General features: G+C 37.1%; 21 protein-coding genes. 9 read left to right on the top strand and 12 right to left on the bottom strand.

The window, feature by feature from the left end; all coding sequences use genetic code 11:
• Position 1: 1 nt before the first annotated feature.
• The 10 genes from murG to mraZ are packed head-to-tail and all read right to left on the bottom strand — an operon-like array spanning position 2 to position 10,896.
• A complete protein-coding gene (gene murG, locus IPP32_00520; GenBank protein MBL0046575.1) occupies positions 2 to 1,102 on the bottom strand; it encodes an undecaprenyldiphospho-muramoylpentapeptide beta-N-acetylglucosaminyltransferase in 1,101 nt (366 codons plus the stop codon).
• Entirely contained in the window at positions 1,095 to 2,258 is a 1,164-nt protein-coding gene (locus IPP32_00515; GenBank protein MBL0046574.1) for an FtsW/RodA/SpoVE family cell cycle protein, read from the bottom strand. Before IPP32_00515 ends, murG begins: the two co-directional genes overlap by 8 nt.
• Positions 2,258 to 2,803 (bottom strand): hypothetical protein, encoded by a 546-nt coding sequence (locus IPP32_00510; protein MBL0046573.1) that lies wholly within the window; start codon positions 2,801 to 2,803, stop codon positions 2,258 to 2,260. The genes IPP32_00515 and IPP32_00510 overlap by 1 nt, the downstream gene beginning before the upstream one ends.
• 20 nt (positions 2,804 to 2,823) lie before the next feature.
• A complete protein-coding gene (murD, locus tag IPP32_00505; GenBank protein MBL0046572.1) occupies positions 2,824 to 4,182 on the bottom strand; it encodes a UDP-N-acetylmuramoyl-L-alanine--D-glutamate ligase in 1,359 nt (452 codons plus the stop codon).
• A 4-nt stretch (positions 4,183 to 4,186) separates the two neighbouring features.
• Positions 4,187 to 5,443, bottom strand: coding sequence for a phospho-N-acetylmuramoyl-pentapeptide-transferase (locus tag IPP32_00500; GenBank protein MBL0046571.1), 1,257 nt, complete (start codon positions 5,441 to 5,443; stop codon positions 4,187 to 4,189).
• A gap of 24 nt (positions 5,444 to 5,467) precedes the next feature.
• Entirely contained in the window at positions 5,468 to 6,928 is a 1,461-nt protein-coding gene (locus IPP32_00495; protein ID MBL0046570.1) for a UDP-N-acetylmuramoyl-L-alanyl-D-glutamate--2,6-diaminopimelate ligase, read from the bottom strand.
• Entirely contained in the window at positions 6,928 to 9,036 is a 2,109-nt protein-coding gene (locus IPP32_00490) for a transpeptidase family protein (protein ID MBL0046569.1), read from the bottom strand. Before IPP32_00490 ends, IPP32_00495 begins: the two co-directional genes overlap by 1 nt.
• Positions 9,037 to 9,038: 2 nt before the next feature.
• A complete protein-coding gene (locus IPP32_00485; protein MBL0046568.1) occupies positions 9,039 to 9,509 on the bottom strand; it encodes a hypothetical protein in 471 nt (156 codons plus the stop codon).
• Between the two features lie 21 nt (positions 9,510 to 9,530).
• The gene (gene rsmH, locus IPP32_00480) at positions 9,531 to 10,427 is read right to left on the bottom strand and encodes a 16S rRNA (cytosine(1402)-N(4))-methyltransferase RsmH (protein MBL0046567.1); all 897 of its coding nucleotides are present in this window, start codon (positions 10,425 to 10,427) and stop codon (positions 9,531 to 9,533) included.
• Between the two features lies 1 nt (position 10,428).
• Positions 10,429 to 10,896, bottom strand: a complete 468-nt coding sequence (gene mraZ, locus IPP32_00475; GenBank protein MBL0046566.1) for a division/cell wall cluster transcriptional repressor MraZ — start codon at positions 10,894 to 10,896, stop codon at positions 10,429 to 10,431.
• Between the two features lie 335 nt (positions 10,897 to 11,231).
• Between mraZ and IPP32_00470 the strand changes: the two genes are divergently transcribed.
• From IPP32_00470 to IPP32_00455, 4 genes are all read left to right on the top strand, one after another.
• Complete coding sequence (locus IPP32_00470; protein MBL0046565.1) at positions 11,232 to 12,095, top strand: 1-acyl-sn-glycerol-3-phosphate acyltransferase; 864 nt, start codon at positions 11,232 to 11,234, stop codon at positions 12,093 to 12,095.
• Between the two features lie 22 nt (positions 12,096 to 12,117).
• Positions 12,118 to 13,047 carry a GNAT family N-acetyltransferase gene (locus IPP32_00465; protein MBL0046564.1) on the top strand — a complete coding sequence of 310 codons (930 nt, stop codon included), beginning with the start codon at positions 12,118 to 12,120 and terminating at the stop codon, positions 13,045 to 13,047.
• Between the two features lie 27 nt (positions 13,048 to 13,074).
• The gene (locus tag IPP32_00460) at positions 13,075 to 14,538 is read left to right on the top strand and encodes a glycosyltransferase family 39 protein (protein MBL0046563.1); all 1,464 of its coding nucleotides are present in this window, start codon (positions 13,075 to 13,077) and stop codon (positions 14,536 to 14,538) included.
• Positions 14,539 to 14,607: 69 nt separating this feature from the next.
• Positions 14,608 to 15,315, top strand: a complete 708-nt coding sequence (locus IPP32_00455) for a DsbA family oxidoreductase (protein MBL0046562.1) — start codon at positions 14,608 to 14,610, stop codon at positions 15,313 to 15,315.
• A 3-nt stretch (positions 15,316 to 15,318) separates the two neighbouring features.
• On the opposite strand, the gene nadE is transcribed toward IPP32_00455, so the two are convergent.
• Both nadE and IPP32_00445 read right to left on the bottom strand, forming a co-directional pair.
• Positions 15,319 to 16,101: an NAD(+) synthase gene (gene nadE, locus IPP32_00450; protein MBL0046561.1), complete on the bottom strand. Its 783-nt coding sequence runs from the start codon at positions 16,099 to 16,101 to the stop codon at positions 15,319 to 15,321.
• An 82-nt stretch (positions 16,102 to 16,183) separates the two neighbouring features.
• A complete protein-coding gene (locus IPP32_00445; GenBank protein MBL0046560.1) occupies positions 16,184 to 17,008 on the bottom strand; it encodes an outer membrane beta-barrel protein in 825 nt (274 codons plus the stop codon).
• Positions 17,009 to 17,064: 56 nt separating this feature from the next.
• On the opposite strand from IPP32_00445, the gene IPP32_00440 reads away from it, so the two are divergent.
• From IPP32_00440 to IPP32_00420, 5 genes are all read left to right on the top strand, one after another.
• Positions 17,065 to 18,078, top strand: a complete 1,014-nt coding sequence (locus tag IPP32_00440) for a hypothetical protein (protein ID MBL0046559.1) — start codon at positions 17,065 to 17,067, stop codon at positions 18,076 to 18,078.
• Between the two features lie 53 nt (positions 18,079 to 18,131).
• On the top strand, positions 18,132 to 18,476 hold the full coding sequence (gene gldC / locus IPP32_00435; protein ID MBL0046558.1) for a gliding motility protein GldC: 345 nt from the start codon (positions 18,132 to 18,134) through the stop codon (positions 18,474 to 18,476).
• 116 nt (positions 18,477 to 18,592) lie between these two features.
• Positions 18,593 to 18,919, top strand: coding sequence for a hypothetical protein (locus tag IPP32_00430; GenBank protein MBL0046557.1), 327 nt, complete (start codon positions 18,593 to 18,595; stop codon positions 18,917 to 18,919).
• A gap of 107 nt (positions 18,920 to 19,026) precedes the next feature.
• On the top strand, positions 19,027 to 20,598 hold the full coding sequence (locus IPP32_00425) for a SulP family inorganic anion transporter (GenBank protein MBL0046556.1): 1,572 nt from the start codon (positions 19,027 to 19,029) through the stop codon (positions 20,596 to 20,598).
• A gap of 17 nt (positions 20,599 to 20,615) precedes the next feature.
• The gene (locus tag IPP32_00420) at positions 20,616 to 21,293 is read left to right on the top strand and encodes a carbonic anhydrase (GenBank protein MBL0046555.1); all 678 of its coding nucleotides are present in this window, start codon (positions 20,616 to 20,618) and stop codon (positions 21,291 to 21,293) included.
• Positions 21,294 to 21,301 lie beyond the last annotated feature (8 nt).

Raw genomic sequence — 21,301 nt, 5'->3', positions numbered from 1 at the left:
TTTAATTTTGATTCGCAATACTAACTACTTCACTTGCTATTACTTCGGCTGCATCTCTAAAGGCAAGTCGAATTATATTCTCTTCCAATTTTTTTCTTTTCTCATCGTTCTGTAACAAGTCGAATAGTGTTTCTTTTAGCTTTTCTTTTACATCACTATCTTTTATTAGAACAGCAGCATGATGTGTTACTAAGGCTTGCGCATTGCTTGTTTGATGATCTTCAGCAGCGAATGGATAGGGAATAAGGATTGCAGCTTTATCCACAATGCACAATTCTGAAACGGAACTGGCACCTGCTCTCGAAACAACTACATCGGCAACAGCATAGGCATAATCCATTTTTGAAATAAAATCAAATACTTTGATATTAGGATTTCCATTACCTGATTTTGCCTCGTCGGCAATAGGTTTGTAATTAATTCCCGTTTGCCATATTAACTGAACAGAATGTTTTTCGAATTCAGGTAGAATGGATTTTATGCTTTCATTAATACTTCTTGCACCAAGACTTCCACCGATAACCAATACTGTTTTTTTTGTGCCATCTAATTCAAAAAACTCCAACGCTCTTTCGCGTTTGCCACTTAGGTTTTTAATATCTTGTCGAACTGGATTACCGGTTAAAATTATTTTTTCCTTTGGGAAGTATTTATCCATTCCTTCATAAGCAACACAAATTCGCTTCACTTTTTTTGCCAGCCATTTATTGGTGATTCCCGGATAAGAGTTTTGCTCCTGAATCAAGGCAGGTATTCCCATTTGGGTGGCAGCATATAACAAGGGGCCGCTCGCAAATCCGCCTACACCTACAACTGCATGGGGTTTAAATTCCTTTATGATTCTTCGTGATTTACTTACACTAGAAATTAATTTAAATGGAAAGGAAAAGTTTTTAAGTATTGATTTTCGCTGTAAACCGCTGATGTTTAAGCCCACAATTTTATATCCGGCAGCAGGTACTTTTTCCATTTCCATTTTACCTAAGGCTCCTACAAACAGGATGTTTACACCATTGTATTTTTCTTTTAATGCATTTGCAATTGCAATTGCCGGAAAAATATGCCCGCCAGTTCCTCCACCACTTATGATTACATTAAGCATCCGCCAACTCTCCTTTCTTTTCAGATTCAATTTCTCTACTCACACTTAATATAATTCCAATGGCAATGCTCGAGAAAATAACAGAGGTACCACCAGCACTTACCATGGGTAAGGGCTGCCCCGTAACGGGAAATAAGTGCACAGCTACGCCCATGTTTATCATAGCCTGAAAGACCAACATAAAGCAAAGCCCAATAGCCAATAAGCTTCCAAAGGTTTTTGGACTTTTGGTAGCAATTCGAGTGGCCCTAAATAGTAAAATCATGTATAAAAATATGACCAAAAATCCGCCTAGAATGGAGCCGTATTCTTCAATGATGATGGCAAAAATAAAATCGGAGGAAGCTTGCGGTAAAAAGTTGCGCTGTGTGCTCTTACCCGGTCCTTTGCCGATTGGCCCACCGGTAGCAATCGCTATCATAGCCTGTTCCGCCTGATAGTTTTCATCACTATCACCACTTACAAAACTTTCAATACGTGTTTTCCAGGTCTCTACCCGATTGTTGATGTGTGGGAAAGTGAAGACTAACAAAATAAAGAGTCCAAGAAATACGATGCCGCTTCCAATCAAAAGCAATATGTATTTAATGTTTACTCTGCCAATAAACATCAAAACAATGCAGGTTACAAAAAGTACTGCTGCTGTTGAAAAGTTAGCTGGCAATATCAATCCACAAATAATCAGAATGGGCAATACAATTGGAACAAATGCTTCTTTAAAATCTTTAATTTGATCTTGTTTCATCGAAAGCAATCGTGCAACATACACTACAAGTGCCAACTTAGCGAAATCGCTGGTTTGAAAAGTGAATCCAATTCCCGGAATCGCAATCCATCGACTTGCATCCCCGGCACTTACCCCTTTCACCAATGTAAACAGCAGAAGTGGGGCAGCTACAAATAAAGCTATTTGGGACCCTCTTGAATAATAGCTGTATTTTAACAGGTGAGTAAGGTAAATGAAACCTAATGCAAGCGCAACAAATCCTACTTGCTTAAAAAGAAAAAATTCAGTATTCCCACCTTTGTATTTATAAGCCAGCGAGCCCGAAGCACTGTACACTACAAGCACAGAAAAGATAGATAGCATTACTGCAACTACCCAAATTACTTTATCACCGCTTAACTTATTTAGGATTCTATTCACTTCACTAATTATTTAATTCTTGAATCAAAAAAATCGCGCACTGAATTTTTAAAACTATTTCCGCGTATTTCATAGTTTTCATATAAATCATAGCTCGGACAAGCGGGTGAAAACAGCACCACATCACCCTTTTTTGCCCAATGATAGCTATACTCAACAGCCTCTTTCATTTCTTTTGCATCAATGATTAAGGGTACAATATTTTGATATTGAAAAATTTTGAAAAGTGTGCTATTATCCTTTCCTAGGCAAATAATAGCTTTTACTTTTTCACGCAAAATTTCAGCCAATACACCGTAATCATTTCCTTTATCAACACCACCAACTATCCAAATAATGGGTTTCTCCATTTTTTCTAGCGCAAGCCAAGTGCTATCAATATCAGTCGACATGCTGTCATTGATAAACTCAACGTAGTTAAACTCGCCCACCTTTTCTAATCGATGTTCTGAACCATTGATGTCGGCATAGTTTTCACGGTCAATTTCTTTGCGCATCTGCAAAAGTTTGCGCATGTACTCAATCGGATTACTGCTAATTTTCTTTGCGTCCATAATTTAATATTTGGTTGATTTTATAATGATTTTACGTCTCTTTTAAACTGCCTTCCCCTATCCTCATAATTTTCAAATAAATCGAAACTGCTGCAGGCCGGTGAAAGCAAAACAGTGTCGCCTTTTTTGGCCAATTTATAAGAACGTTTAACTGCTTCTTCCGATGAATGTGCATCCACAATTATTTCCACGATATCTGCGAAAGCATTGTGAATTTTTTCGTTCTCCTTGCCTAAGCAAACAATCGCTTTTACTTTGTCTTTTACTAACTCTCTAAGCATCGAATAATCATTGCCTTTATCTACACCTCCAACAATCCATACTGTAGGATTAGTCATGCTTTCCAAAGCATACCAAGTAGAGTTTACATTGGTTGCTTTACTGTCGTTAATAAACTCGATGCCGTGCACCTTGGTTACAAACTCTAATCGGTGTTCGATGTTCTCGAAGTCAGACAGACTGTCGCGAACAACCTCATTGCGAATGTCAAGCACTTTGGCAATTATGCCTGCGGCCATAGAGTTGTAAATGTTGTGCTTGCCTTGTAAGGCTAAACTGTGTATTGACATAGAGAAGGGTTTATTGTTTATATCCAGGATTAATTCGGTTTCATTTAAATAGCCGCCATGCTCCACTTTTTCGTGAATGGAAATCGGAATGAGTTGCGCGGCAATTTTTTTGGTGGCGATTTGAGATTGTGTTATTTCATCGTCTTTGCAATAAATAAAGACATCTTGATTGAGTTGATTTTGGCTAATTCTAAATTTTGAATCCACATAGTTTTGCAATTCGTATTCATAGCGATCAAGATGATCCGGTGTAATGTTTAATAATACCGCCAAATTGATACGTGTTTTAAACATGCCATCTAATTGAAAACTGCTTAGTTCTAGTACATAATAGTCGAACGAATTTTGTGCTACTTGCATCGCAAAACTCTTTCCCACATTTCCGGCTAGGCCAACATTTAGTCCGGCTTTTGATAAAATGTGATAGGTGAGCAAAGTAGTTGTGGTTTTTCCATTTGTTCCGGTAATTCCAATGAGTGTAGCATTGGTATGACGTGCTGCAAATTCGATTTCCGAAATCACAGGAATTTTCTTTTTTAAAAGTGCTTGCACTAGTTCACTTTTATCGGGAATACCAGGACTTTTTACCACTTCATCGGCATTCATTATTTTCTTGGAAGTGTGTTGGTTTTCTTCATAGGCAATATGATGTTTCTCCAACTCCTTTTTGTATTTTTCGCGTATCCCTCCTTTGTCGGAAACAAATACATCATAACCTTTCTGTAACCCGAGTATAGCAGTGCCAACACCGCTCTCGCCACCGCCAAGAATAACTAGTCGTTTTAAAGAATTTGTATTTTTTGTGCTCATTATTTTAACGAAGTTTTAGCGTAACGAAAGTCATGATGGCTAACATCACACCCACAATCCAAAAGCGGGTTACAATTTTTGATTCATGAAACCCAAGCTTTTGATAATGATGATGAAGCGGTGCCATTTTAAATATGCGACGCCCTTCACCAAATTTTTTCTTCGTGTATTTGAAATACCCTACTTGAAGTACTACCGAGAGATTTTCAACTAAAAAGATTCCACATAAAATTGGAATGAGTAATTCTTTTCGAATGGCTAATGCAAATACAGCAACTATACCTCCGAGTGTTAAGCTTCCTGTATCGCCCATAAATACTTGCGCAGGGAAGGAGTTGTACCACATAAATCCAACACATGCTCCAATAAATGCTCCCATAAAAATTACCAACTCTCCTGTATTAGGGATATACATAATGTTCAAGTAATTCGCGAAAATCATGTTACCCGACACATAGGCGAAAATCAAAAGTGTAGCACCAATTATCGCTGATGTACCGGTGGCAAGTCCATCTAATCCATCGGTTAAATTGGCTCCGTTACTTACAGAGGTGATAATTAAAATAACTATGGGAACAAAAATCAACCAAGCCCATTTTTGATACCCTTCTCCCATAAAGGAGATGAGATTGGAATAATCAAATTCATTATTCTTTACGAATGGAATAGTTGTTTTTAATGACTTTGTGGCTGAATTGGCATAATGTGGTAAATTGCTTGCATTTAAATCATGTGAAAACATATCGTTCTCCATCACTACTTCCTGTGCATTGTATACTTTTTCTTTAATCACCACATTTTTGTTGAAATACAAAGTGAAGCCAACAATTAAGCCCAGTCCTACTTGACCAATTATTTTGAACATACCTTTTAAACCTTCTTTGTCTTTTTTGAAAACTTTGATGTAGTCATCTAAAAAGCCAATTGTTCCAAGCCAAATGGTAGTGCACAACATCAGTATGATGTATACATTGTGCAGTTTAGCAAACAGTAAAGTGGGAATGAGGATGGCCGCAATGATGATTAGCCCTCCCATTGTGGGTGTTCCTTGCTTTTGATTTTGTCCTTCCAAACCTAAGTTTCGAATGGTTTCTCCCACTTGTTTTTTGCGGATGTATTCGATAATTCTTTTTCCGAAAATCAGCGAAATAAGTAATGACGTTATAATTGCCATCGCTGCTCGAAAGGAGATGTATTGAAATACACCGGAACCGGGCAAATCAAAGTGTTTGTGCAAATAATCAAAAAGGTAATAAAGCATTTTGTGGTTTTTCTTTATTCGTTTTTAACTCAATAATTCAAATGAACTCTTCAATTCTTCCATGTCATCAAATGGATATTTTACTCCTTTTATTTCTTGGTATTTTTCGTGTCCTTTACCGGCCACCAATATGATGTCGCCGGGTTGTGCTAAGGAGCAGGCAGTTTTTATCGCTTCTCTGCGGTCTACTATCGACAAGGTTTTTTTATTGTAAGGAGGCTGAACTCCTTTTTTCATTTGACTCAAAATCTCATCCGGATCTTCCGATCTCGGATTATCGCTTGTAAGTATTACACGGTCACTAAGTTCGCAGGCGATACGCGCCATTATTGGTCTTTTCAAAGCGTCTCTATCTCCACCGCAACCTACCAACGTAATTACTTTTTCATTTCCGGTACGGATATCTTGAATGGTGTTTAAGACATTTTTTAAAGCATCCGGAGTGTGTGCATAATCAACTATGCCGGTAACTTTGCTGTGCGAACGGATATATTCAAACCTTCCTTCAACAGCGCTTAATGTGCTAAGCGCTGTGAGTACATTTGTGGAGTCTTCTTTAAGCAACACTCCAATACTGTAAGCAAGCAGTAAATTGTAAGCATTAAAACTTCCAATAAGTTTGGAGTAAAATTCTTTTCCATCAACTGTAAGAATTAAACCTGAGAACTGATTTTCAACTATTTTACATTTAAAGTCTGCTAGCGAATTAAGTGCGTATGTTTTGCGGTGAGCACGTGTGTTTTGCAACATCACTTCTCCATTTTTATCGTCTTTATTTACCAGTGCAAATGCATTGGGAGAGAGCATATCAAAAAACCCCTTTTTAGCTTGGATATATTTGTCGAAGGTTTTATGATAATCTAAATGATCGTGCGTGATATTTGTAAAAGCTGCTCCGGTAAACTCAAGTGCAGTAATTCGATGCTGTACTACTGCATGTGAACTAACTTCCATAAAACAATGTGTGCAGCCTTTCTCCACCATTTTTTGAAGCAAAGCATTTAATTGAAGTGCATCCGGTGTGGTGTGCGTGGCAGGCAATTGTTCCCCATCAATATAATTGCTTACTGTACTCAACATTCCTGTTTTGTAGCCAAGCAGTTTAAATAAATTGTAGAGCAGCGTTACAGAGGTTGTTTTTCCATTTGTGCCGGTTACACCTACAAGTTTTAATTTTTCAGAAGGATGCTCATAAAAGTTAGCCGCAGCAATGGCAAGCGCCTCACTGCTGTCTTTAACTTTGATATAGGTAATTTTATCGTCACATAGTTTGGGAAGTACTTCACAAATTATCGCAATGGCACCTTTTTCTATTGCAGTGGAAATAAAATTGTGACCATCCACAACCTCGCCTTTAATGGCAACAAAAAGTGCAAATGTATCGGCCTTACGTGAATCAAAGCAAATCGACTCAATAGCCACATTCGTGCTACCAATTACCTCCTCAATTCGGGTTTTGTAAAGTATGTCGCGCAATAATTTCATTACGATAATTCGATATAAACGTGTGTTCCTTTTATGATTTTGCTTCCTGCTTCCGGTACCTGTTTTACAACAGTTCCCCTTCCATTTATGCGTACAGATGCTCCACTGTTTTCGAGTAAATAAATGGCATCTTTTAAGCCCATGCCCAGTACATTTGGTACACCGGTTTTAACCGTTGTTTTACGCGAAAAATTTAACCCTCTACTATCGCTTGAGGAGGCAACCCACTCAGCGTTTCCTGAATTATCTTTTTCTTTTATTCCTAATTTTTTTGCGGCAATTTCTAAATCACTCTTGTTAGCTGTTTTTGCCAATGGGGTCTTTAATGTGCGGCTTGTATCTGCTTGAAGTTCTTTGTGAATTTCTGTGCTGGTGGCATACACTTTATCTGCAATCTCCCTGAAAACAGGACCTGCAACATCATTCCCATAGTATACTTTTTGAGTTGGAGCATTCACCACCACTATGCAAGTGTATTTTGGGTTTGCTGCCGGAAAGTATCCCACCAAAGAGGCTTGATAGCTCACTTTACCTTGATATTTATAACCATAGGCCTTATTGTATATTTGAGCTGTTCCGGTTTTTGCTGCGATCTTGTAATCGGCTGTTTTCAAGTTGGTGGCTGTGCCTCTTTCAACTACTCCCTCCAACATTATTTTTGCTTTGCGAATAGTTTCTCTTGAACAGATGGAAGGGTTAATCACATTAGTCTGGAAAGACTTTACCAGTTCACCTCTTTTGCGAATTTCTTTTACAAAAATGGGCTTCACCATTTTGCCATTATTTGCAACCGCATTATAAAAGGTAAGAATTTGCAAGGGAGTCATGCGTGATTCATATCCTGTTGCCATTACAGGCAATGTTACCGGACTCCAGGTCTTGTCTTTTGTGTTTTTAATATAAGGAAGTCCTTCACCGGTGATATCCAAATTCAACGGTGTATTCAAACCCATTTTATACAAGCGGTCGATAAATTTTTGTGGGTTCTTTTGATAGTATTTGAAAATAACTTTGGCTATTCCAACATTCGATGATTTTTCAAACACTTGTTGCAAAGTAATTTTTCCATACCCTCCTTCATGCGAATCGCGAATGTGGTGATCATAAAAAACCACATCACCATCTTCAGTATCCACCATTTCATCCAAATCCGTATATCCATCTTCCATTGCGGCAATTAGCGATGCCAGTTTAAAGGTAGAACCAGGATCAGTGCTTTCACCAATTACATAATTATAGCTCTCAACATAATTTGTAGAGTCAACTTTTTTAAGATTCACAATGGCTCTAATTTCTCCTGTAGCAACTTCCATCAGTGCTGCACATCCGTGATCTGCTTGTTGTTTTTTTAGCTGCGTCAATAATGCACTATGCGCCACATCTTGTATGTTCACATCAATTGTGGTATAAATATCACTTCCGTCTGTGGCTTCTATATCATCCTCCTTGTGCACCGGTGCCCAATTGTTTCCTGATATTTTTTGCATTAAGCGCTTGCCACTCACGCCTTTTAAATAATTGTTGAAAGAGCCTTCTATTCCTACTGGTTTTATGCCTTCTCTTTGATAACCTAAAGTGCGGGCAGCGAGCTCACGAAAGGGCATTTCACGACGGTTGTTTTGTATACACATTAAGCCGCCTTTGTATTTTCCCATTTTAAAAAGTGGGAAAGTGCGCAAGGTTTTTACATCGGAATAGCTCACTCCTTTTTGAAGAAAGAGGTAACGCTCCTTTTGTTTACGGGCACGAACCAAAATGCGTTTGTAGTCTTTTGCAGATTTATCTTTAAATAAATTGGATAAACACAAGGCTAAAGAATCAACATTTTTATTGAAGAGTTTGCTGGTAATAGGCCCCGCGCAAACATCCATGCGTATTTCATAAATGGGAACAGAGGTGGCAAGCAAACTTCCATCGTTGCTAAAAACATTACCTCTCGCTGCTTCTATATTAAAATAAGTTGTGGTGAGTTTTTGTGCTTTTTCTTTCCACTCCCGTCCTTCAACAAACTGAATTTTTACAATCCGCGCAACTATGAAAAGGGCAAATACGCACATCAATAGATATACGAGATATACTCTCCACAATATGTCTTTTTTTGTTTCCAAGTTTATTTTGTGCTGGCTAAGGTGGATGACGTTTCAGAAGCATTTGATTTTGCTGCTTCTCCTTTTTCAATAACTATTTTTTTAGGTGCAACCACCGATTCTTTAATTCCAATTTTCATCACCTCAGCTGCACGTGCAACTTCCGATTGCTTACTGATAAACATCAGGTCGGATTTAGAAGTAATGTATTCGGATCGCAATTCCTTTATTTCACTGTTAACAGTATTGGTTTTGCGCATAATTTTTTCAGCGTAATAGGTATTGGAGATATAGACTATGGCTACTAAAACCAAAAACAGTATGAACGGTATTTGCTTAACCGCACTTTCATTGGTAAGAAAATTTCCATTTATTACATCAATTACCGCACGGTCTTTTTTAGCTGATTTTTTGGGAGTCGGAGACGCAGATGACGCAGTGTTCTCATCTTTTTTAACTTCCTCTAAAATTTTTGTCTCCTTAGTTTCTTCCATTAATTAAATAAATCAGCGTTTTTATTTTTTTTCAGCTATTCTTAGTTTGGCGCTGCGCGACCTTGGGTTTTGTTCCATCTCTTCCAAACCCGGAACTATGGGCTTTTTTGTTATTGATTCAAAAGGGGTAAACGTGTTTCCAAAAAAATCTTTCTCAATCTCGCCTTCAAATTTTCCTTTGCGCATAAAGTGTTTCACCAATCGATCCTCAAGTGAGTGATAAGAAATTACCACCAGTCTGCCCCCCTGTGCTAAAACTTCTTCACTTTGTATTAGCAGTTCTTTCAACACCTGTAGCTCATCATTTACCTCAATGCGCAAGGCTTGAAAAAGTTGAGCCAAGTATTGATTTTCTTTCCCTCTGGTGATTAATGGTGCAATGGCCTCCTTTAATTCACTTACTGTTTGTATCGCTTTTTCCTTACGTTGATGAAAAATGCGATAGGCCAATTTTGCAGCATTGGGTATTTCACCATACACTTTAAATACCTCTTTCAATTGCGCTTCCGAATATTCATTCAAAACCAGCTTGGCAGTTTTCTGATTGTTTCTATCCATCCGCATGTCCAATTCTGCTTCAAATCGTGTCGAGAATCCCCGAGCTGCAGTATCAAACTGATGGCTCGAAACGCCTAAGTCTGCCAAGATCCCGTTCACCGGAATTGCTTTGTGCAAGCGCAGGTAGTTTTTGAGATACTTAAAATTTTGACGCACAAAAATTAATTTGCCCTCCTCCATTTTATTTTTTTCAGCATCCTCGTCCTGATCAAAAGCAATCAGTTTCCCACTTGTAAGGTGCTTTAGAATCTCTTTCGAATGCCCGCCACCACCGTAGGTTACATCTACGTAAGTGCCACTTGGGTCAATCTGCAATCCTTCAATACATTCATTTAAAAGAACGGGTTGGTGGTACATCATCTTAATTTTCTTGCGGAGGATTACCACCCATCACTTTCTCTGCAAGCTGTGCAAATGCGTCCGGATCGTAGCCTTTCATTACATCCTTATACAATTTGTCCGACCAGATTTCTATTTTATTCAAGCTCGATGTGAGCACGATATCTTTTTTAATTTTTGCGAAATCAACCAAATGCTTCGGCAATAAAAAGCGATTCGTGGCATCCAACTCCACTGTACTTGCCCCATTGGTATACTGCCGAATAAAATCGTCGTTCTCTTTTCTAAATCGATTTAGTTTACTCAAATCCTTCACTATCTCTTCCCATGCATCCATTGGGTAAAGCACCAAACACTTTTGAAAAACACTTCGGTTAATCACAAACTTCTCCCGCAACTCAGTCGGAAATTGTTTGTACAACCCGGCCGGCATCATAACCCTTCCTTTCACATCCACCTTACACTCAAATTCGCCTATGTAGTTCGTCATTGCTGGTGTTTCGCTTCGAGCGGTAAATTTAAAACAATTTTTACCACATTTTACTACTTTTTACCACTTTTGTTCAAAACTTTTTGGTTATTAACTGTTTTGGTGTCATTTCGTTCCAAACTATTTGAGCTGCATCTCTTTATTGATAAGCATTTCATAAGATTGGGTAAAAAGTGGGAGGAAAAATCAGCGTTTGTAATTCGCGTTTGAGCAAAACAAATTCGGTTCTGCTACTTTTCGAAGTGAAAAAGTTTTAGGTTTGAGGAAAATAGAAAATGCGAATTCCTATTTTTGAAATTTACTTTTTGTGCATTTAAATTGAAGCAAAAATAATTATGACTACTCCATCCCATTCTGTATTAAGTAAGGATGATGCAGAAAAGCGTACCATTGATTTGGAAGAATTAATACGAAGTAAGAATCCGCGCTTAGCAAAATTCCTTCCCAATTTTTTGTTGAATTATGTAAAACGAATAATCCATCAGGATGAAGTAAATACGTTTCTATACGAGCATCGAAACGATAATGGCTTCCAATTTTCGAGCGGCGTGGTGAAGTTCTTTAATGTTACAGTTAAGATTCAAGGCATGGAAAATATTCCGGCTTCAGGAGGCGCTGTATTTGCTTCTAATCACCCTTTAGGCGGATTTGATGCCATGGTAATTTTAGATTCGATTGGTCGGGTTCGAACCGATGTGAAATTTATTGTAAACGATATTTTACTCAACCTTAAAAATTTGAAACCACTTTTTGTAGGGGTTAATAAACATGGAAAAAATTCAGTTCAAATGCTGGAAGATATTGATGCCGCGTATGCTTCTGAACAAGCAATATTTATTTATCCTGCAGGATTAGTATCACGAAAACAAGATAGTGGCAAGATTGAAGATTTGGAATGGAAAAAGAGTTTTATTACCAAAGCAAAAAAGCACCAACGAATGATAGTTCCATTATATGTGGATGGGCGCAATTCGAATCGCTTTTATAACCTGGCAAGATGGAGAACTAAGCTAGGAATAAAGGTGAATTTGGAAATGTTTTTTTTAGTAGATGAAATGTTTCGGCAGCGAAATAAAACAATTACTGTTATATTTGGTAAACCTATTCCATATAGCACTTTCGACAATTCGAAAAGCGATTTGAAATGGGCACATGAAGTAAAGCAAATAGTTTACAAATTAGCTGAATCAAAAAAATAATTTGCTGAACCATAAACCTATGATGCAAGAAATAATTCCTCCCGTTGCTATTGATTTAATTGAAAGTGAGCTCACTCAAGATAAATTTATCCGTCAAACCAACAATGGAAAAAATTTAATTTATATCGTAAATTTTCACAATTCACCTAATCTGGTTCGTGAAATTTGTCGCTTGCGTGAAGTTACATTCCGTAATGCAGGTGGAGGTACAGGCAAAGAATTGGATATCGACATTTACGATACCGGAAATAATCCCTATCAACAATTAGTGGTGTGGAGCCCCGAATACCGCGAAATAGTGGGCGGATACAGATATATTCGCTGTGATAAAGCTGATAAAGATGCCAATGGAAATTTGCAACTCGCAACCAGCGGCTTATTTGATTTATCCGAAAAATTTGTAAAAGAAATTCTGCCCTACACAATTGAATTAGGACGTTCCTTTGTGCAACCTAATTTTCAGCCTGTGGCCGGTAACCGCAAAGGACTCTTTTCACTTGATAATATTTGGGATGGCTTGGGAGCTATTACGGTGGATAATCCTGACATTAAATATTTTTACGGAAAGGTTACCATGTACCGTCATTTTAATGAAAGGGCACGCGATATGATTTTGTATTTTCTTAAAACGTATTTTCCAGATCCCGAATTTTTACTTCGTCCCAAAAGCGCATTGCCCATTACTACCGATGAAAACTATTTGAATTCGCTCTTTAAAAACCTAGATTACAAAGAAGGATACAAAGTACTAAAACACGAAGTGGGAGAGTTGGGAGAAAATATTCCCCCTTTGGTAAATACCTATATGAATCTTTCACCAACAATGAAAAGCTTTGGCACCGCACTCAATAGCACCTTTGGTGAAGTAGAAGAAACAGGCATACTTGTTACTATTGCCGACATCTACGAAAGCAAAAAGGAAAGGCATTTGAAAACTTACGTGAAGAAGTAATGCAATTCTAACCATTTTATCTACCCAATGCAATTGCTAAAAACGGGAGGAAGGCTCGATGCTATCTGCCTCAAATTTTCTGATTCCCCCTTTTTATTGGCGCTACTTTTTCTAGTAACTTTAGCGCTTCGTCTTCTTTACCTCAACTTCTACCCACTCAATATTGATGAGCCTTTTACTGTTTTTTATTCGCAAATGTCTTTAAGCAACATTGGTGAAATGTTAAAGACAGAGAATAACCCACCCTTATTCTTTATACTTCTTCATTACTGGATAAAACTTTTTGGAATTAGTGAATTTTCTGTCCGATTCTTACCGGCTTTATTCAGCGCACTTACTGTGATTTTTATATATAAAATAGGAAGTGATTTTTTTTCAAATAAAATAGCTTGGGCTTCTTCATTTCTATTTATTTTTTCGGAGTCACATTTTGAGTTTGCGCATGATTGCAGAGCCTATTCACTCTTGGTTTTTCTTAGCTTACTTTCAATGTATTTGTTGCTTATATTAATTAAAAGAAATGCTGGAAACGGATATTGGATTTTGTTTTGCCTTGTTAATAGTCTGCTTATCTACACGCATTTTATTGGATGGATAGTTATTTTAGTACAAATCAGTTTGCTCCTAATTGAATTTAATGCGGCAAGTTTAAAAAAGTTTGGAGCTGTTTTTTCGATAAATTTTTTATTACTGCTTCCCTACCTACCCATATTTATTAGACGAATAGCTGTTACTACCAAATTCGGCACTTGGGTTACTGCACCAACCTATGAGGATTTATATATTCGCCTTTGGGATTATTCCAATAAACCATTCTTAACAGTGCTTTTCATAAGTATTTTCACTTTGGGTAGCTTACAGTTAATTGTTGCAAAGAAAAGAACAAGCATTCAAATTAAGGCTTTATTAATGTTGTTTTTTATTCCCTATTTAGGATTGTTTTTGGTATCACAAAAAATTCCTCTTTTCATCGAGCGCTACTTGTTAATTATTTCACTCCCATTTTATATTTTAATATGCGTTTTTATTGAAGAAGCTGCTTCAAAAAGAAAGGGGTTTAGTCTACTTTTTATTTTGCTTCCCTTATGCATGTTAGTAACCAGCAATTTTAATCCCAACAGAAAAAGACCCAACAAGCAATTAGTTGAATTGTTGAGTCATTTAAAAAATGATTCAACAGCCTTGCTTATAAACCCTGATTGGTACGAGGCAACATTCTTATATTACTATGATAAAACTATTTTCAAAGAGTATTCATCTGCAAAAATGGAGCTAAATAAAAGGGGTATTTTTCCATTATCAGGAAGTAATTCGATGCAAAAGCTTTCACTTGAAAAGTATCATCAAATAATATACTTTCAATCAAACTCTAATTTGGTGGATACGGCGAACGCGACGCTTGAATGCCTAAAAGGGAAATATAAATTTATTGCTACAAAGAGGGTATATGATTGCAATATCAGTATCCTAATTGAAACCGGTGCGATTTAATGTTTACTTTCATGCAACCTTTTAAGATTAAAATTTAGAAAGAAAATGGAAACAATGAATGTAAATAAAATGAAAGTCGAAATTTGGAGCGATGTTATGTGTCCCTTTTGTTATATCGGTAAACGTAGGTTTGAAGCGGCTTTAGAGCAATTCCCAGACAAGAATAAAATTGAAATTGAATGGAAAAGTTTTCAGCTTAATCCCGATATGATTACCAATCCCAATAAAAAAATTGATGCCTATTTGGCTGAAGTAAAAGGGATATCGCTTGAACAAGCAAAAGAAATGAATGAGCGTGTAACAGCAATGGCAAAGGAAGTAGGATTAACTTACCATTTCGAAAAAGCAATTGTAGCCAATTCATTCGATGCACATCGCTTTTCTCATTTCGCTAAATCAAAAGGCTTGCAAGATGCCGCAGAAGAGCGCTTATTTAAAGCCAATTTTACGGAAGGAAAAAATACAGCTGATGCTGCAACCCTTGTGGAACTTGGTGTTGAAATTGGCTTGGATAAATTAGAACTTAAGGAACTTTTAAAAAGCACTTCCTTTAGCGATGCCGTTCAAGAGGATATAATAGAAGCAAGAAACATAGGCGTGGGTGGAGTTCCTTTTTTTGTATTTGATCGAAAGTATGCCGTTTCAGGTGCGCAAGCAAGCGAGGCATTTTTGCAAGCATTAAAACAATCTTTTGCCGAATATCAATCAACGAAATTTGATTTGAATGCAGCTCTAAGCGATGACCTGGTATGCACGCCCGATGGTGATTGTAAATGAAAATCAACTCATATATTCTTTTGGAATAAGGCAAACCGGAATAGGATTCATTTTATGCAAGTTTGCTCGATGCCGCGATTCATATATTTTAAGCACTTCTTGCTCCCTTGTGGATAAATTTTGAGGCCTTTCCTTTTTTTCCAATAGTCGCATGGCCCATTCCAACTCATCATAACTGGCTCCAATTTGATCTTCATCACTTCTTCCATCGTGAAACAAACCATCTGTTGGCGCTGCTGTTTGGATAGAAGAAACAACGCCTAGTTCTTTTGCAAGTTCATACACTTCCGATTTCATTAAATCTGCAATAGGGGAAAGGTCAACACCCCCATCACCATACTTGGTAAAAAAACCAATTCCGAAATCTTCTACTTTATTTCCGGTTCCTGCAACAAGTAATTTTTTATTTCCCGCAAAGGCATAAAGTGTCATCATGCGCAATCGGCTCCGGGTATTGGCAAGTGTGAGGTGATCTTGAATTTCGGCAGGAAAAGTTTTTTCTGATTCGATAAATAAATTCGAAAGATTTACTTCATAGGAAGTAACGTTTTCGTATCGTGATTTAAGCCAATCAATGTGTTCATGAGAGCGACTATATTCAGATGGACTCTGATGAATGGGTAAGTTTAAACATACGACATCTTTTCCCGTTAAGGCGCAAAGTGTGGAAGTTAGTGCCGAATCAATTCCGCCTGATACTCCAATAACAAAACCATTCATTTTGGAAGATTCACAATAGGAGTTCAGCCAGGATACAAGGTGTGCAATAATTTTTTTGTGATTCATTTTTTATGCTTTCTATTTAGTGCAAAAATAAAAATCCCGTTTCTGTTTAGCACAAAAACGGGATTTTTATTACTTGAGAAGGTTAAAATAATACGCCTACAGTAATGGATACAGCATTGTTGGTGAATTTTTGTTTGTATGCTGATCGGTCTGAACGATACAAATAATCTGATTTTGATTTAGATACATTAGTTAATCCATTCAAATAATTGACACTAAATACCAGTGAGGTTGATCCTGCCAAGTTATATTCAGCGCCGGCTCCCACATTTATTGCAGCTTTAAAAATGCTCATATCGCTGCTGATGTTAATGTCATCCAATGAAGTTGAAGAGTTTTTGGAACTCAACACATCGTCTTTTGCAATAGCTTTTGTTCTAATTCCGATATTCACTCCGGCTTGACCGAAATACGTCATCACCCCAATTTCTTTGGTACGCATTTTTAAGGTAATTGGAATTGCCCAATAGGCGATACTGAAATTGCGTGTTTTTAATTGATACGCTTCGGTTGTTTTGCTGATGCCGGAAGTGTCACTTTTTATTTCAAGTGGCGCATCATCATGGTACAAATAGCGAGCGGTATCCGTATAACTAAGGGATCCTCCATTTTTTTCAAATCCAATTCCGGTAGCTAATGAAACCACTTTGTTTAAGCGGAACTCCGTCATTAAAGCATAGCCCAATTTAAATTTAGCTCCCGCACCATCCAGTTTTTTTACATCACTTGGCTTGAGCCAAGATATTTCCGGACTAACACGCAAGCCAAATCTGAAATTTTTTAATGGCTCATCTTCTTGAGCAATGGCGCGCAAACTCAAAGAAAACAATACGAGTGCAGTAAAAGCAAATCGAGTTAATTTGGTGGAATTATTAAAGAATGTGGGTGCAGAGAACATGTATTTCATAATTTTGTCTTTTTAGTTTCCTATTTTGATTACACAATAATAATCAATTTTAAAGAATGACATTAAAACATGCATGCAAGTTTTTAACTGTTTTATTCACCATTTCTGCCTGTACGCATAACAGCAAGGAGGTGGATGTTTCGGAGGTTAAAATTGATTTTCAATTTTCACGTTTTGAACTGGATTTGCAAACTTTGAAGTCGGATGTAAGTCCTGAAAGAGTTTCCATACTTGAAAAAAAATATGGTGTATTTTTCGAACGCTTTAATCAAAACATTATTCAAATTGGCAGTTCAAAAAGAGCGGATTATGCCACAAATATTTCGAGTTTTTTAAATGATGCAGCGATACAAACAGTATTTGCAGATGTTGAAAGGGAATTTGCCACAACCGAAAAATTGGGTGAACAATTCGAAGATGCGTTAAAACACTACAAGTATTATTTTCCGGATAAACTTATTCCGCACATTTCCACTTTTATTTCCGGATTTAATTATCCTTTGGCAGTTACGGATAGTGTTTTAGGAGTTGGCCTCGACATGTATTTGGGGAAAAATTACAACTACTACAAACTTATGGCAATGCCCCAATACCAAATTGAATACATGAGAAAGGAATACATTGTTACCGATGCCATGCGTTCTTGGTTACAAACTGAATTTGAAAACAACGACGCACACAATAATCTTTTAAGTGAGATGATATTTCAGGGAAAGCTGCTTTACACAATTGATTACTTTATGCCAACTCAACCTGACAGCATTAAAATGGAATTTTCGGCCAAGCAATTAAGTTGGCTTGAAAACTCAGAGGCATCCATCTGGAAATATTTTATTGATAAAAATTTACTCTATTCTACACGCTTTTCTGAAAATATAAAGTATATAAATCCGGCTCCTTTTACCGCCGGAATGCCAAAGGAATCGCCCGGTAGAGTGGGTGTGTGGGTTGGCTATAAAATTGTTTCAGCTTACATGCAAAATAATGCTGCTATAACCATTCCACAATTGATGCAGGAAAAAAATGCACAAAAAATTCTGAACGAATCACATTACAAACCCAAAAAATAATTATTAGTTAAGCCCATTACTCATATCTCAATACTATAATCTCAATACTCAACATGAAAAAATCTGAAATAAAATTCAACATTACTCTTGATGAAAATAATTTACCTGAAACCATTACATGGGAAGCAACTGATTCGGGCGTTGCTGGAGAGAGTGCAGCTAAATCAATAATGCTAAGTGTATGGGATTTAAAGGAACGCAACACACTGCGTATCGATTTATGGACTAAAGATATGATGGTAGATGAAATGAAAGTGTTTATGCATCAAACATTGGTGTCTATGGCAAACACGCTGGAACGTGCTACCCAAGAAGATAAAATGGCTGCTGATATGCGCGATTTTTGTGATCATTTTGCGGAAAAATTAGATTTAAAAGACCCAAGCAAGGGTCGTTAATAATATCCGCCAGGTAATCTGAACAAAATTTTTGTACCACTATTAAATGTTAAAAAGCATTAAATATAACTGCGTACCTGCTTTTTAATCGGATTCTAATTTACATTTGCAAACCTATGGTGCTTTTTAAGAAAATATTACTTATTTCTATCCTCCTGCTCTTTACTGCTGCCAGCAGCTTTGAGTCGATTCGATTGTTGCATCAAAAAATAAATCCAATTGCACTATTGGATGTAAAGGATTTTGATTGTGAAGAAAAAAATTCAGAATCAGAGAAATCGAATGAAAAGACGGATAAGAAAAATGCCATCGATGATTTTTACGCATTTTCTAAATTGAGTTATTTCACCCTCCCTCAAACACAAAAGCAATTTCACAACAGAATTAATTTTTCATCTTCTGATTACAGCCAAGTGATTTATTCACCCCCAGAATTGCTGTAATCTTTACCATCAGGGAATTCAACCTTGATGCTTCTCATTGTTTATTCCAAAGTTTTTGTAAGATCCTGAACAGGGTCATCATTTATTTCTTAATCATTAATCTATATATGTCGACTATGAACGAAAATTCCAGTGGTATTACATTTAAGTATTTTAAAAATGATTTACCGGCCAGTATTGTAGTGTTTTTTGTGGCTGTTCCACTATGCCTTGGAATTGCCCTTGCTTCTGGAGCTCCATTGTTCTCGGGTATTATAGCAGGTATTGTGGGAGGAATTGTAGTTGGCTTTGCTAGCGGTTCCGCACTTGGTGTTAGTGGCCCTGCAGCAGGTTTAGCTGTGATTGTGCTCACCTCTATTTCAGCATTGAATGGCTCTTATACTGCATTTTTAACAGCGGTAGTATTATCCGGGATTCTTCAACTTGGCTTGGGATATGCACGAGCCGGTTTCATAGCCTATTTTTTTCCATCCTCTGTGATAAAAGGAATGCTCACGGGTATAGGTCTTTTAATAATCCTAAAACAACTGCCGCATGCCTTGGGTTGGGACAAAGATGCTATTGGTGATGATGAATTTTTTCAGGCCGACGGACAAAATACAATTTCGGAAATTTTTAAAGCAATTGAGTTTATTACGCCTGGTGCAGTATTGATTGGAATAGTATCACTTGCAATTTTAATTCTTTGGGAAAAAGTATTGAGCAAGAAACATAAAATATTTCAATTAATTCAAGGACCAATTGTAGTTGTTGTACTAGGCATTCTGTTTAACATTTCTTTCCGCCAAGGCATACTTCCCTTCAGTTTGGCTGATGATCAGGTGGTTCGACTGCCGGTACCGCAATCCTTTTCGGGCTTTTTTAGTCAGTTTACTTTTCCCGATTTTTCGGCCCTGTCAAATGTAGAAATCTATAAAATTGCAATCATCCTTGCTGTTGTTGGTAGCCTCGAAACCTTGTTAAGTGTTGAAGCAGCCGATAAACTGGACCCCGAAAAACGTGTTACTCCAACAAACCGTGAACTCAAGGCGCAAGGTCTTGGAAATATTGTTTCAGGATTAATTGGTGGTTTGCCCGTAACACAAGTAATTGTGCGTAGTTCAGCAAACATTTCTTTTGGTGCGAAAACAAAAATGTCAGCTATTTTACACGGCGTTTTTCTTTTAATTAGTGCCATTACAATTGCATCGGTTTTAAATCTAGTGCCCTTGGCCAGCTTGGCGGCAATACTTTTAATGGTGGGCTATAAACTGGCAAAACCTTCGCTATTTAAGCAAATGTATAATTTGGGATGGGAACAATTTGTGCCTTTTACTGCAACCGTTATCGCCATACTTGCTACCGACTTGCTAAAAGGAATAACAGTAGGAATATTGGTGGGCATATTTTATACACTTCGCCATAGCTATCGTAATTCACATCACATGAAAGACATCACTACTAATGAAAAAGGGCAAGAAGTACATCACCTTGTTTTAGCAGAAGAAGTGTCTTTTTTTAATAAAGCAAGTGTAATAAAAGTGTTGGATGAAATACCTTTTAACTCCAAGGTTATTATTGATTGTTCAAAATCAAAATCTATTGCTCATGATGTTGTTGAACTCATTAAGGATTACGAAAGCAATGCAAAATCAAAAAACATAAGTGTTGAAAAAATTAACTTTTTAGAACCAAAATAATTTTGAAAATATTCGATATGAAAGCACACACCTCAATAACTCAAAGTAACATAACACCTCACGATGCGCTACAAATCTTAAAAGAAGGAAACCTGCGCTTTATTAGTAATTTAAAAGTAAACAGAAATTTACTTCAACAAGCAAATGACACCCGGCAAGGTCAATGGCCATTCGCGGTTATACTTAGTTGTATCGATAGTAGAACTTCTGCAGAATTAATTTTCGATCAAGGCCTAGGCGACATATTTTCTATTCGCATTGCCGGTAATATTGTGAATACCGATATCATTGGAAGCCTCGAATTTGCTTGCAAGGTTGCCGGATCCAAATTGATTGTTGTTATGGGTCATAGCAAATGCGGCGCTATCAAAGGCGCTTGCGATCATGTGGAGATGGGCAATTTAACCGAATTGCTGGCTAAAATTCAACCTGCTGTGTACCAGGAAACACTTACTACAGATAAAGATATGCGTAATTCCTCAAACGAAGATTTTGTTGAAAATGTTTCTACCATAAATGTGAAGCGCTCAGTAAAAACAATTGTGGACCGTAGCTACATTCTTGAGCAAATGATCGAAAAGGGAGAAGTGGCTATCATCGGGGCAAAACATGATTTGGAAAGTGGTGTAGTAGAATTTTATGAAGAAAGTATGATTTCCAATAAAGCGGATGTAAGAGCGCAAATGAGCTATTAGTAAAAATA

The sequence above is a fragment of the Bacteroidota bacterium genome (genome assembly GCA_016721765.1).
In the GTDB taxonomy this organism is placed as follows: Bacteria; Bacteroidota; Bacteroidia; order UBA4408; family UBA4408; genus UBA4408.
Note: the sequence above shows the minus strand (reverse complement) of the source record. Positions and strands in the feature narration are given on the sequence as shown.

What these genes read in the sequence shown, in the direction of transcription:
- IPP32_00420 (MBL0046555.1), top strand. Translation starts at nt 20,616, where the DNA reads ATGAAAGCACACACCTCAATAACTCAAAGTAACATAACACCTCACGAT.
- IPP32_00500 (MBL0046571.1), bottom strand. Translation starts at nt 5,443, where the DNA reads ATGCTTTATTACCTTTTTGATTATTTGCACAAACACTTTGATTTGCCC.
- murG (MBL0046575.1), bottom strand. Translation starts at nt 1,102, where the DNA reads ATGCTTAATGTAATCATAAGTGGTGGAGGAACTGGCGGGCATATTTTT.
- IPP32_00455 (MBL0046562.1), top strand. Translation starts at nt 14,608, where the DNA reads ATGAAAGTCGAAATTTGGAGCGATGTTATGTGTCCCTTTTGTTATATC.
- gldC (MBL0046558.1), top strand. Translation starts at nt 18,132, where the DNA reads ATGAAAAAATCTGAAATAAAATTCAACATTACTCTTGATGAAAATAAT.
- IPP32_00425 (MBL0046556.1), top strand. Translation starts at nt 19,027, where the DNA reads ATGTCGACTATGAACGAAAATTCCAGTGGTATTACATTTAAGTATTTT.
- murD (MBL0046572.1), bottom strand. Translation starts at nt 4,182, where the DNA reads ATGAGCACAAAAAATACAAATTCTTTAAAACGACTAGTTATTCTTGGC.
- IPP32_00460 (MBL0046563.1), top strand. Translation starts at nt 13,075, where the DNA reads ATGCAATTGCTAAAAACGGGAGGAAGGCTCGATGCTATCTGCCTCAAA.
- IPP32_00465 (MBL0046564.1), top strand. Translation starts at nt 12,118, where the DNA reads ATGCAAGAAATAATTCCTCCCGTTGCTATTGATTTAATTGAAAGTGAG.
- IPP32_00495 (MBL0046570.1), bottom strand. Translation starts at nt 6,928, where the DNA reads ATGAAATTATTGCGCGACATACTTTACAAAACCCGAATTGAGGAGGTA.
- IPP32_00510 (MBL0046573.1), bottom strand. Translation starts at nt 2,803, where the DNA reads ATGGACGCAAAGAAAATTAGCAGTAATCCGATTGAGTACATGCGCAAA.
- IPP32_00470 (MBL0046565.1), top strand. Translation starts at nt 11,232, where the DNA reads ATGACTACTCCATCCCATTCTGTATTAAGTAAGGATGATGCAGAAAAG.
- mraZ (MBL0046566.1), bottom strand. Translation starts at nt 10,896, where the DNA reads ATGACGAACTACATAGGCGAATTTGAGTGTAAGGTGGATGTGAAAGGA.
- nadE (MBL0046561.1), bottom strand. Translation starts at nt 16,101, where the DNA reads ATGAATCACAAAAAAATTATTGCACACCTTGTATCCTGGCTGAACTCC.
- IPP32_00445 (MBL0046560.1), bottom strand. Translation starts at nt 17,008, where the DNA reads ATGAAATACATGTTCTCTGCACCCACATTCTTTAATAATTCCACCAAA.
- IPP32_00440 (MBL0046559.1), top strand. Translation starts at nt 17,065, where the DNA reads ATGACATTAAAACATGCATGCAAGTTTTTAACTGTTTTATTCACCATT.
- IPP32_00430 (MBL0046557.1), top strand. Translation starts at nt 18,593, where the DNA reads ATGGTGCTTTTTAAGAAAATATTACTTATTTCTATCCTCCTGCTCTTT.
- IPP32_00485 (MBL0046568.1), bottom strand. Translation starts at nt 9,509, where the DNA reads ATGGAAGAAACTAAGGAGACAAAAATTTTAGAGGAAGTTAAAAAAGAT.
- rsmH (MBL0046567.1), bottom strand. Translation starts at nt 10,427, where the DNA reads ATGATGTACCACCAACCCGTTCTTTTAAATGAATGTATTGAAGGATTG.